This is a genomic window from Streptacidiphilus sp. PAMC 29251 (assembly GCF_054208735.2).
Window position 1 is genome coordinate 7188714 of the sequence record NZ_CM135725.2, and the last position, 12215, is coordinate 7200928.

The window sequence follows — 12215 nt, forward strand, 5'->3', positions numbered from 1 at the left end:
GATGAACCAAATAGCCCCTTTGTTCATTTGCCTTCGTTTCAATCATAAAAATGCAACGGCCCCTCTGCTTGCAAGGTCAAAAGCCGAATCTGACCGCACGGAGCAAAGGGACCGTCGTCCTGCGAAAGCGCTACTGCGGCAGCCATCCGGTCTGCACCGTGAAGGTGCCCCGGCGACGGGTGACCAGGACGCCCCGGCCGGGCGGCATCTGCTGCGGCTTGACGTTGCCGAGCAGCACGCCCTCGTCCTTCTCGCCGGACAGCACGATGCCCTGGGCGCCCAGCTCCTTCAGCCGCTGCATCATCGGCTCGTAGAGCGCGCGCCCCGCGCCGCCGGAGCGGCGGGCGATGATGATGTGCAGCCCGATGTCCTTGGCGAACGGCAGCACCTCCAGCAGCTGCTGCAGCGGGTTCCCGGTGGAGGTGGCGACCAGGTCGTAGTCGTCCACCACCAGGAACAGTTCCGCGCCGGACCACCAGGTGCGGTCCCGCAGCTGCTCCTGGGTGACGTCGGGGCCGGGGATCCGGCGCTCCATCGAGCCCCTGATGTCGCCCAGGAAGGCCTGCAGCGCGGGCTGCGCCGCCGCGTACTCCAGCAGGTGCGGGGTGGTCACCACGCCCAGCAGCGAGCGGCGGTAGTCGCCGATGACGATCCTGGCCTGCTCCGGGGTGTAGCGCTCGGTGATGCCCTTGAGCAGCAGCCGCAGCAGCGCGGTCTTCCCGGTCTCGCCGTCGCCGAAGACGATGAAGTGCGAGTCGGTGTCGAAGTTGAGGTACTCCGGCGACAGCGAGTTCTCGTCCACGCCGATCGCGATGCCGAGCTCGGGGTTCTCGAAGCCCTTGGGCAGGCTGTCGGCGGGCAGGATCTCCGGCAGCATCCGCACCTGCGGGGCCCGCGGACCGGTCCAGGAACTGCTCACGGCCTGGACGAACGCGCTGACGCCCTCGGCCAGGTCCTCGATCCCGGGTGAGCCGTCGATCCGCGGCAGCCCCGCCAGGAAGTGCAGCTTGTCGGCGGTCAGACCGCGCCCCGGGGCGCCGGCCGGGACGTTCTGGGCGACCCTGCGGTCGATCTCGGACTCCATCGGGTCACCGAGCTTGAGCTCCACCCTGGTCTGCATCATGTCCTTGAGCGCGGGCCGGATCTCCCCGTACCTGGAGGCCCCGATCACCACGTGCACCCCGTACGCCAGACCGCGCTGGGCGATGTCGGTGACCAGCGGCTCCAGCATCTCGAACTCCTGCCGGAAGGTGAGCCAGCCGTCGACCACCAGGAAGACGTCGCCGTACTGCTCGCCGGGCAGGGTGCCCGCCCTGCGGCGGTTGCGGAAGGTCGCGATGGAGTCGATGGACTGCGCCCGGAACAGCTCCTCGCGCTGGTTCAGCAGCCCGGACACCTCGCTGATCATGCGCCGCACCTTGTCGGCGTCCAGGCGTCCGGCGACCCCGCCGACATGCGGCAGGTCGCGCAGTCCGAGCATGCCGCCGCCGCCGAAGTCCAGCAGGTAGAACTGCACCTCGGAGGCAGTGTGGGTGAGCGCGAAGGAGGCCACCATGGCCCGCATCAGGGTGGACTTGCCCGAACGGGGGCCGCCCACCACCATGCCGTGCCCGGCCGCCCCGGAGAAGTCCAGGTACATCAGGTCCCGACGCTGCTCGAACGGCTTGTCGACCAGGCCGACCGGCACCACAAGACGGCTGGTCCCGGCGTACTCGGCCGCGGCCAGGCCGCGGTCCTGGGTCGCCGACAGCACCGGCAGCAGCTGGTCCAGCGAGGGGGCCTCGCTGAGCGGCGGCAGCCAGACCGCGTGCGCGGGCGGGCCCTGCCCCTCAAGACGGTCCACGATCACGTCGAGCACGGTGTCCGCCAGTGCGTCGTCCTGGCGCTGCGGGGCCTCCGGCTCCATCTCGTTCAGCGGCACCAGCGGCATCGCCACCGGGGCCCCGGTGAACAGCACCGAGTGCCGCCGCCGGATCCGCCCGGTGTCCTGCCGCTCCGCCCCGGCCCGGTAGGGCCCGGACACATAGGCGGCCTTGAACTGGGCCATCACATCGGTGCCGAACTTGAGGTAGCCCACCCCCGGCACCGGCGGCAGGTGGTACGCGTCAGGCACGCCCAGCGCGGCCCGGGACTCGGCGGCGGAGAAGGTCCGCAGCCCGATCCGGTAGGAGAGATAGGTGTCCAGGCCGCGCAGCCGGCCCTCCTCGAGCCGCTGCGAGGCCAGCAGCAGGTGCACCCCCAGCGAACGGCCGATCCGGCCGATCTGGATGAACATCTCGATGAAGTCCGGCTTGGCGGTGAGCAGTTCGCTGAACTCGTCGATGATCAGCAGCAGCGAGGGCAGCGGCTCCAGCGGCGCCCCGGCCGCCCTGGCCCGCTCGTAGTCGTGCAGGTTGGCGTAGTTGCCGGCCGAACGCAGCAGCTCCTGGCGGCGGTTGAGCTCACCGGTGATGGAGTCCCGCATCCGGTCGACCAGGGTCAGCTCCTCGGCCATGTTGGTGATCACCGCGGAGGTGTGCGGCATGTCCGCCATGCCGGCGAAGGTCGCACCGCCCTTGAAGTCGGCCAGCACGAAGTTCAGCACCTCGGAGGAGTGCGTCATCGCCAGGCCGAGCACCAGCGTGCGCAGCAGTTCCGACTTGCCCGAACCGGTCGCCCCGACGCACAGGCCGTGCGGGCCCATGCCCTCCAGCGCGGCCTCCTTGAGGTCCAGCATCACCGGCTCGCCGTTGGCGCCCAGGCCGATCGGCACCCGCAGCTTCTCGTGCATCGGCCGCGGCCGCCAGGTCCGGGCCACGTCCACGGTCATGGCGTCGCCGACGCCCATCAGATCGGTGAAGTCCAGGTTCGCCAGCAGCGGTTCGTCGTCGTCGCCGACCGAGGCGCGCAACGGGGCCAGCTGCCGGGCCAGCGCCTCGGCCTGCCAGGCGCTGAGGGTGTCCGGCCGGCCGCGGTAGACCCCGCCGCCGGCCGAGGTGAGCCGCATTCGCTCCGGCGTCACCACCACCGCCAGCGCACCGCGCGGCTCGTCCAGGTCGCCCGGGACCACCTCGATCACGGTCACCCCCTGCAGCCCCTCACCGCCCGCGAGCAGCGAGTCGGCGCTGACCGAGGCGCCGTCCAGGATCACCACCAGGTGCGGCTGCTCGGGAACCGGGGTCGCGTCGCGGTGGAACCGGGCGCGTCCGGACAGCTCGTCGGCGAGCAGGCCCTCCAGCTCGTCCAGGGAGGGGCAGATCATCCGCAGCGAACCGGCGCCGTCGGAGTCCGAGGGGTGCTGCACATGGGGGAGCCACTTGGTCCACTCCCACTCCGGGGCCGCGCCAGGGGCCGCGGCGATGCCGATCAGCAGGTCGTCGGGGGAGTGCAGGGTGGCCAGTTGGGCCAGCGCGGCGCGGACCGTCCCGTACACGGTCTCGGGGTCGCCGGAGACGGTCAGGTGGTAGAACGCCCGCAGCGAGACGGCCAACGGCAGGTCGGGCAGGGTGCCGTGGGCGGCGAGGAAGCTCTTCATCGCCTCGGCGGTCAGCGGCTCCAGTTCGTCCACCGGGGCGGTCTGCGGCGGGACCAGACGGGTCGCCAGCTGCTGCGGCCCGGTGCCGAGCCGTATCTGCCCGAAGTCGGCGTCGCCGGAACGGCGCTCCCAGAGCCGGCTGCCCTCGGCCACCACCGACCACAACTGGTCCGGCTGCGGGTGCAGATAGAGCTGAGCGTCGCGCTGCCGCAGCGCGGTGCGGCGGACCTGCTTGCGGATCTGGGCCAGGTACTTGAGGTAGTCGCGGCGCTCGTCCTCGATCTCCCCGCCGCCGCCCTTGCGCTGCTGGTTGAGCTGCGCCAGGGCCATCGCGACGGTCGAGGCGACCATCATCCCGCCCATGACCTTCATCATCATCTGCATGCCGGGCATGAAGAAGAAGGCGGCGGAACCGGCGGTGGCCAGCATCGGCAGCAGCGACTGCCACCAGCTTCCGCCGTCGGCACGGGCCAGTTCGGGCGGCGACTCCAGCCGCAGGTCCTCGCTGGGCACGGCGGGCGGATAGGCCCGCGGTGGTCGCTTGACGGTTACCACGCTCAACTCGGTACCAGCCTCGTCCTGTCGAGTCCCCTGTCGGGCACGGACAGGATGTCGCAGCCATCCCTCCGTGTCACCGCTCTTCGCAGGGGCCGATCCTAGTCCCTGCGCTGACGGCGGCTCCGTTCGCCTACGCCCGGCAGCGGAAGGCCTTGTCCCTGCCGATAGGGTGAGCCCCGGTCAGGTCACAGACACTCACAGGGGGAGGGGCTCCGGGTGGGCACCAGCACCGCAACCGGATTCGTCCGGGTCACCGTCGTCGCACCGGACAGCCGGATCGACGTGGCACTGCCCGAGGACGTCCCGCTCGCCGACGTCTACCCCGAGGTGCTCCGACTGTCGGGCCAGACCCTGGCCGAGGGCGCCCCCACCGGCTTCCACCTGGTCCGCCGGGACGGCACGGTGCTGGACAGCAGCCTGCCGCTGGTCGCCCAGCAGGTCCGCGACGGCGATCTGCTCAGCCTGCGGCCCTTCGCCGACTCGCTGCCCCCGGCCGTCTACGACGACGTCGCCGAGGCCGTCGCCACCGCTGTCTCCGCCGACCGCACCCTGTGGGGACCGGAGTTGATGCGCGGGGCCGGCCTGATCGGTGGCGTGGTCCTGCTCACCCTGCTCGGCTTCGCGCTCTGGTTCTCCGACCTCCAGCACGACATGCACTCGCTGCCGGGCCTGCTCTCCGGTGTGACCGCCATCGTGCTGATCGCCCTGGCCGGCGTCCGGGCCCGGGTCTACCAGGACCGCGGCTCCGCGCTCGCGCTCGGCCTGGCCGCCCTGCCGCACGCCCTGATCGGCGGCTCCGGCATCGTCGCCCCCGACCTGGGCAGCGGCTCGGGCCGGATCCAGTTCCTGATCGGCTGCATCGCGGTGCTGGCCGCGTCCGTGCTGCTCACCGCGCTGATGCCGGGCGGGGACGCCCCCTTCGTCGCGGCCACGCTGCTCTCCGCCGCGGGCACCCTGGCGACCTTTGGCGCGGTGCTCGCCCAGGCGTCGGTGAGCCAGGTCGCCGCCGTCTCCGGAGTGGTGGCCATCGCGCTGATCGGCTACCTGCCCCAGCTCTCCGCCCGCTTCGCCCGGCTCCCGGTCGCCTTCCACGCCCCGCTGCAGTCCTCCGGCGGCTCCCCGGTGGAGCCGGCCGAGGAGGAGGACACCGCGGACTACAGCCGGATCGCGGCCCAGGCCCGCCGCGGCCATGAGCTGCTGGTCGGCCTGGTCGGCGGCTGCGCCGCGGTCGTGGTCGGCTCGGCGACCGTGCTCGCCTTCACCGACGGCCGCTGGCCGGAGTGGCTGGCGATGGTCCTCGGCGTGACCACCATGCTCAGGGCCCGGCTGTTCCGGCACACCGCCCAGGTGCTCAGCCTGCTCGGCGCGGGCCTGCTCAGCCTGTGCCTGCTGGTGCTCGCGGTGGCCCTGCACATGCAGCTGTTCCTCTACCAGAACCTGGGGAACACCTCGGCGGTCGACGTCCGCACCGTCCTGCTCGGCGGATCCGTCGCGGTCGGCGCCGCGCTGCTGGTCGGCATCGCCCTGGTCGTCCCCGGGCACGGGGTCTCCCCGTTCTGGGGACGCATCCTGGACCTGGTCGACAGCCTGATGCTGCTGGCCCTGATCCCGTTGGCGCTGGCGGTCCTCGACGTCTACGCGGCGGTCCGCGGCTTCACCAGCTAGAAGGGTGCTCAGGGGCCGGTCCAGGAGTCCGCTTCCGCGCTGGTAGGCTGGTGCAGGGCCGAGGAGCCCACCTTTGGTTTCCGGCCGGGCGCGCAACGCCTGGCACAGCCGCTCGCCGCGTTGGCGAAACGCCCAAGTAGCTCCGCTACGAGGGCGCTCCGCCGCCTTGCGATCGACCGCACCAGACGCCGCGCGCTGATCCGGCCGGAAACCAAAGGTGGGCTCCAAGCCCCGTTCGCCGGGTTCCACCAGTTCCTGTGAAGCAGACCAGGACCACCCGGCACCATTGAGACTCACAAGGAGTTGCCGTGGCCCTCGAAGCCGCTGTCAAGAAGCAGATCATGGAAGAGTTCGGCCAGAAGGAGGGCGACACCGGCTCCCCCGAGGTCCAGGTCGCCATGCTCAGCCGCCGCATCTCGGACCTGACGGAGCACCTCAAGCTCCACAAGCACGACCACCACTCCCGTCGTGGCCTGCTGCTCCTCGTCGGCCAGCGCCGTCGGCTGCTGCAGTACCTGGCCAAGAAGGACATCGAGCGCTTCCGTACCCTGGTCGACCGCCTCGGCATCCGCCGCGGTGCCGCCGGCGCGGCTCGCTAGTACGTCGCTCGGGGGCGGCTCCCACCTTGGGGAGCCGCCCTTCGGCGCATTCCGGCCCCGTTCTTCCTCAGCGAAGGATTGGGCAGGGCGCACGCGTGGGAAAGACTGCGTGCGTAAGGTGAGAACGAAGGGTGAAGGACCGCCCCGGCACGCGCGCCGCGCGTGAAGGAGAGGCGATCCGACATCGCGGGACGACCGGACCGGTCGCCGCCCGCAAAGACGCGGAGCGTCCACACGCACACCGACCGCAGGCGCCACCAGGCGCCGGTCCTCGGTAGTGGCCGCCGGAAGAGTGACAGCGCCACGCGCGGAACAAAGCGCCACGTACTGCACTGCCCGGAGGCTTCGATCGAAGACCGGCCCAGCCGGGGCCGCCACGGGCGAGGCGATGGGGACGCTCCACCTGAGGAACACGAAGGAGATCTTCCAGGTGGAAGACAACACCACGTACGAAGCCGTAGCCGTGATCGACAACGGTACTTTCGGCACCCGCACCATCCGCTTCGAGACCGGCCGTCTGGCCCGTCAGGCCGCCGGCTCCGCCGTGGCCTACCTGGATGACGAGACGATGATCCTCTCGGCCACCAGCGCCTCGAAGCAGCCCAAGGAGCACTTCGACTTCTTCCCCCTCACGGTGGACGTCGAGGAGCGCATGTACGCCGCGGGCCGCATCCCCGGATCGTTCTTCCGTCGCGAGGGCCGCCCCTCCGAGGACGCGATCCTCACCTGTCGGCTGATCGACCGCCCGCTGCGCCCGTCCTTCGTCAAGGGCCTGCGTAACGAGATCCAGGTCGTCTGCACGATCATGGCGCTCAACCCCGACGACCTGTACGACGTCGTGGCGATCAACGCCGCCTCCGCGTCCACCCAGCTCGCGGGCCTGCCCTTCTCCGGCCCGATCGGCGGCGTCCGCGTCGCGCTGATCAAGGGCCAGTGGGTGGCGTTCCCGCGCCACAGCGAGCTGGAGGAGGCCGTGTTCGACATGGTCGTCGCCGGCCGCACCCTCGCCGACGGCGACGTCGCGATCATGATGGTCGAGGCCGAGGCCACCGAGAAGACCATCGAGCTGATCAAGGGCGGCGCCACCGCGCCGACCGAGGAGGTCGTGGCCGCCGGCCTCGAGGCCTCCAAGGTGTTCATCAAGGAGCTGTGCCGCGCACAGTCCGAGCTGGCCGCCGCCGCCGCCAAGCCGACCGGCGAGTTCCCGATCTTCCTGGACTACCAGGACGACGTGTTCGAGGCGCTCAGCAACGCGGTCAGCGAGGAGCTCGCCCAGGCGCTCACCATCGCCGGCAAGCAGGCCCGCGAGGGCGAGATCGACCGCGTCAAGGGCCTCGCCTCCGACAAGCTGCTCCCGCAGTTCGAGGGCCGCGAGAAGGAGATCTCCGCCGCGTACCGCTCGCTGACGAAGAAGCTGGTCCGCCAGCGCGTCATCAAGGACAAGGTCCGCATCGACGGCCGCGGGGTCACCGACATCCGCACCCTCGCCGCCGAGGTCGAGGTCATCCCGCGCGTGCACGGTTCGGCCCTGTTCGAGCGCGGCGAGACCCAGATCCTGGGTGTCACCACGCTGAACATGCTCCGGATGGAGCAGCAGCTGGACACGCTGGCGCCGGTCACCCGCAAGCGCTACATGCACAACTACAACTTCCCGCCGTACTCGGTCGGCGAGACCGGCCGCGTGGGCTCGCCCAAGCGCCGCGAGATCGGCCACGGCGCGCTCGCCGAGCGTGCGCTGGTGCCGGTGCTGCCGACGCGTGAGGAGTTCCCCTACGCGATCCGTCAGGTGTCCGAGGCCCTCGGGTCCAACGGCTCCACCTCGATGGGCTCGGTCTGCGCCTCGACCATGTCGCTGCTGAACGCCGGTGTGCCGCTCAAGGCCGCCGTCGCCGGTATCGCCATGGGCCTGATCTCGCAGGAGATCGACGGCAAGACCCACTACGTCGCGCTGACCGACATCCTGGGCGCCGAGGACGCGTTCGGCGACATGGACTTCAAGGTCGCCGGCACCAAGACCTTCGTCACCGCGCTGCAGCTCGACACCAAGCTCGACGGCATTCCCGCCTCGGTCCTGGCCGCCGCGCTGAACCAGGCCCACGACGCGCGTCTGCACATCCTGGACGTGATGAACGAGGCGATCGACGTCCCGGACGAGATGTCCGAGTTCGCACCGCGGATCATCACCATCAAGATCCCGGTCGACAAGATCGGTGAGGTCATCGGCCCGAAGGGCAAGATGATCAACCAGATCCAGGAGGACACCGGCGCGGACATCACCATCGAGGACGACGGCACCATCTACATCGGTGCCATCGACGGTCCCTCGGCGGAGGCTGCCCGTACGACGATCAACCAGATCGCCAACCCGACCATGCCGGAGGTCGGAGAGCGCTACCTGGGCACCGTGGTGAAGACCACGACCTTCGGAGCGTTCGTGTCGCTCATGCCGGGCAAGGACGGACTGCTGCACATCTCGCAGATCCGCAAGCTCGCCGGCGGCAAGCGCGTGGAGAACGTCGAGGACGTGCTCGCGGTCGGCGCCAAGGTGCAGGTCGAGATCGCCGAGATCGACCCGCGCGGCAAGCTCTCGCTGATCCCCGTGGTCGAGGGCGAAGCGGCCGCCGCCGAGGACGAGGTCAAGTAGCCTCCGCCTCTCGACGGCTCAGCTCTGAAGCGGCCCGGTCCTCCGCACCTGCGGGGGACCGGGCCGTACCCCTGTTCCACTGAAGGCAACACGCGGAGGAAGAACGTGGCACAGCCCACGGCAGCGCAGCAGCGCCCCGGCACCACCAAGACGCTCCTCAAGGGCGTGGACGGAGCCGGCACCGTCCGCCGCACCGTTCTCCCCGGCGGACTGAGGGTCGTCACCGAGACCCTGCCGACGGTCCGCTCCGCGGCCTTCGGCATCTGGGTCGGCGTCGGCTCCCGGGACGAGACCCCGGTGCTCAACGGCGCCACGCACTACCTGGAGCACCTGCTCTTCAAGGGCACCGAACGGCGCAGCGCGCTGGACATCTCCTCCGCGCTGGACGCGGTCGGCGGCGAGATGAACGCCTTCACCGCCAAGGAGTACACCTGCTACTACGCCCGGGTGCTCGACAACGACCTGCCGCTGGCCATCGACGTGGTCAGCGACATGCTGACCGGCTCGCTGATCCGCCAGGAGGACATCGACACCGAGCGCGACGTCGTCCTCGAAGAGATCGCGATGACCGAGGACGACCCGGGCGACGTGGTCCACGACCTGTTCGCGCAGGTCATGTACGGCTCCTCGCCGCTGGGACGCCCGGTGCTCGGCACCGTCGACACCATCAACGCGCTCACCCGCGACCAGGTGGCCGGCTTCTACAAGCGCCGCTACCGCCCCGAGCACCTGGTGGTCTCCGCGGCCGGCAACGTCGACCACGCCAAGGTGGTCCGCCAGGTCGAGCAGGCCTTCAACGCCGCGGGCGCGCTCAAGCGCACCGACACCGTCCCGGCCGACCCGCGCGGCGGCGCACGGGCGCTGCGCACCTCCGGCAAGGTCGAGATCCTGGACCGGCCCACCGAGCAGGCCCACCTGGTCCTCGGCATGCCCGGCCTGGCCCGCAGCGACGAGCGCCGCTGGGCCCTGGGCGTGCTCAACTCCGCCCTCGGCGGCGGCATGAGCTCCCGGCTGTTCCAGGAGGTCAGGGAGAAGCGCGGGCTGGCCTACTCGGTCTACTCGTACGCCTCCTCCTACGCCGACACCGGCCTCTTCGGGATCTACGCGGGCTGCCAGCCCAAGCGGGTCGAGGAGGTGCTGAAGATCTGCCGCGAGGAGCTCCAGCGGGTCGCCGAGCAGGGCATCACCGAGGAGGAGCTGAGCCGGGCCATCGGCCAGATCTCCGGCTCCACCGTGCTCGGCATGGAGGACACCGGCTCACTGATGTCCCGGGTCGGCAAGGCCGAGCTCTGCTACGGCACCCACCTCTCGGTGGACGACCTGCTGGCGAAGATCTCGGCGGTGACCCTGGACGACGTCCGCGAGGTCGCCTCGTCCGTCCTGGGCGCCTACCAGCCCTCGCTGGCCGTGATAGGGCCGGTCAACGGCAAACGCGCCGCCCGCCTCACCGAAGCCGTTTCCTAAGACCCCGTGGAGAGCAGAACGATGACCACCCCGCTACGCGTCGCCGTCCTCGGCGCGAAGGGCCGGATCGGCTCCGAGGCCGCCCGCTCCATCGAGGCCGCCCCTGACCTGGTGCTGGTCGCCGCCCTCGACCGCGAGGACAAGCCGGCCGCCCTGGCCGAGGCCGGCGCCCAGGTCGTCGTCGACCTCACCCATCCGGACGCGGTCATGGGCAACCTGGAGTACTGCACCGCCCAGGGCATCCACACCGTGGTCGGCACCACCGGCTGGACCGACGAACGGCTCGCCACGGTCCGCGGCTGGCTGGCCGCCTCCCCGGCCACCGGCATGCTGATCGCGCCCAACTTCTCCATCGGCGCCGTGCTGACCATGCGCTTCGCCCAGCAGGCGGCCCGCTTCTTCGAGTCCGCCGAGGTCATCGAGCTGCACCACAACAACAAGGCGGACGCCCCCAGCGGCACCGCCACCCGTACCGCGCAGCTGATCGCGGCGGCCCGGGCCGAGGCCGGGGTCGACCCGCAGTCCGACCCGACCACCCACGGCCTGCCCGGCGCCCGCGGCGCGGACGTGGACGGGGTCCCGGTGCACTCGGTCCGGCTGCGCGGGCTGCTGGCGCACCAGGAGGTGCTCTTCGGCGGCACCGGCGAGACCCTGACGATCCGTCATGACTCGCTGCACCACAGCAGTTTCATGCCCGGCATCCTGCTCGGAGTGCGCAGGGTGGTCGATGCTCCCGGCCTGACCTTCGGCCTGGAGAACTTCCTGTTCGACGGAGAATGAGCTCATGATCGCCCGCGTTGTGTATTTCGTCGTCTCCGCCGCGCTGCTGCTCGGCTGCGTGGTCATCGTGGCCACCGGGATCCAGCTGATGTCCACCGGCAACCCGCTGGCCATCGGCATCGGGATCTGCGCCGAGGTGCTGGTCGTCATCGGCGTCTGGTTCCTCTGGCAGACCTTCCGCTTCGGCCGCCGCAGCGGCGCGCTGGCGCGGGAGCTGGAGGCCGAAGGCGCGCTCCCGGTGGACGAGCTGGACCGCAGCGCGGGCGGCCGGATCGACCGCGACTCCGCCGACTCCGTCTTCGCCCGCCGCCGGGCGGAGACCGAGGCCACCCCCGAGGACTGGCGCAGCTGGTTCCGGCTCGCCGTCGCCTACGCCGACGCCCGGGACACCCCGCGGGCCCGCAAGGCCATGCAGCACGCCATCAAGCTCCACGACGCATAGCCGGCTCGCGCCGGGGGCCGACCACGGCAGCCGGTTTTTGCTGTCCCGTACTGCAGCTCGGGGAGCACCGCTCCGCCGAGCCGCAGTTCGCCGCAGCCACCGGTCGGGCGCCAGCCCTGGCGCTCGTAGAAGGCCCGGGCCCGGGTGTTGGCCGCCAGCACCCACAGCACGGCCTGCTCCCGCCCGTCCGCGCGCAGGCGGTCCCGCGCGGCGGTGAGCAGCCGCGCCCCGATGCCGGTGGACCAGGCCTCCGGATGGGCGTAGAGGGCGTACACCTCGCCGGGAGCACTCCGGTGCGCAGGTGTTCGGGCGTCGGCCGCGCCGGGCCGCAGCTGGCGAACCCGAGGATCCGGCCGTCCCGCTCGGCCAGCAGCAGATGCTGGTCCGGCGGGCTCTGCAGGAAGTGCCGGACCGCCCGGGTGATCTCCTCCGGACCGGTGTCCATGGCCTCCAGGTACACCGGCGGCAGCACCCCCGCGTACGCCGCCCGCCACGACGCCGCCCGCAGCCGCCGCACGGCGCCGATGTCCGCAGCGGTGGCGTCGCGGA

General features: G+C 71.1%; 8 protein-coding genes. 6 read left to right on the forward strand and 2 right to left on the reverse strand.

The features are described 5' to 3' along the window. Positions 1-130: 130 nt before the first annotated feature. Positions 131-4075: a type VII secretion protein EccCa gene (gene eccCa / locus ACXKR8_RS34220; RefSeq protein ID WP_458268432.1), complete on the reverse strand. Its 3945-nt coding sequence runs from the start codon at positions 4073-4075 to the stop codon at positions 131-133. 213 nt (positions 4076-4288) lie between these two features. Between eccCa and eccD the strand changes: the two genes are divergently transcribed. The 6 genes from eccD (at position 4289) to ACXKR8_RS34250 (ending at position 11666) form a co-directional block, all read left to right on the forward strand. Continuing rightward, entirely contained in the window at positions 4289-5737 is a 1449-nt protein-coding gene (eccD, locus tag ACXKR8_RS34225; RefSeq protein WP_458268433.1) for a type VII secretion integral membrane protein EccD, read from the forward strand. A gap of 308 nt (positions 5738-6045) precedes the next feature. Then, positions 6046-6336, forward strand: a complete 291-nt coding sequence (rpsO, locus tag ACXKR8_RS34230) for a 30S ribosomal protein S15 (protein WP_458268434.1) — start codon at positions 6046-6048, stop codon at positions 6334-6336. A gap of 430 nt (positions 6337-6766) precedes the next feature. Then, positions 6767-8980: a polyribonucleotide nucleotidyltransferase gene (locus ACXKR8_RS34235; RefSeq protein WP_458268435.1), complete on the forward strand. Its 2214-nt coding sequence runs from the start codon at positions 6767-6769 to the stop codon at positions 8978-8980. A 105-nt stretch (positions 8981-9085) separates the two neighbouring features. Then, positions 9086-10444, forward strand: coding sequence for a M16 family metallopeptidase (locus tag ACXKR8_RS34240; RefSeq protein ID WP_458268436.1), 1359 nt, complete (start codon positions 9086-9088; stop codon positions 10442-10444). A gap of 21 nt (positions 10445-10465) precedes the next feature. Further along, positions 10466-11224 carry a 4-hydroxy-tetrahydrodipicolinate reductase gene (dapB, locus tag ACXKR8_RS34245; RefSeq protein WP_458268437.1) on the forward strand — a complete coding sequence of 253 codons (759 nt, stop codon included), beginning with the start codon at positions 10466-10468 and terminating at the stop codon, positions 11222-11224. Between the two features lie 4 nt (positions 11225-11228). Further along, positions 11229-11666: a tetratricopeptide repeat protein gene (locus ACXKR8_RS34250; protein ID WP_458268438.1), complete on the forward strand. Its 438-nt coding sequence runs from the start codon at positions 11229-11231 to the stop codon at positions 11664-11666. On the opposite strand, the gene ACXKR8_RS34255 is transcribed toward ACXKR8_RS34250, so the two are convergent. Continuing rightward, on the reverse strand, positions 11594-12160 hold the full coding sequence (locus ACXKR8_RS34255) for a GNAT family N-acetyltransferase (RefSeq protein WP_462099954.1): 567 nt from the start codon (positions 12158-12160) through the stop codon (positions 11594-11596). The two genes, ACXKR8_RS34250 and ACXKR8_RS34255, sit on opposite strands and share 73 nt — an antisense overlap. Between the last annotated feature and the right edge of the window lie 55 nt (positions 12161-12215).

Excerpts from the sequence above, each read along its gene's own strand:
- dapB (WP_458268437.1), top strand. The coding sequence starts at position 10,466 with ATGACCACCCCGCTACGCGTCGCCGTCCTCGGCGCGAAGGGCCGGATC.
- ACXKR8_RS34250 (WP_458268438.1), top strand. The coding sequence starts at position 11,229 with ATGATCGCCCGCGTTGTGTATTTCGTCGTCTCCGCCGCGCTGCTGCTC.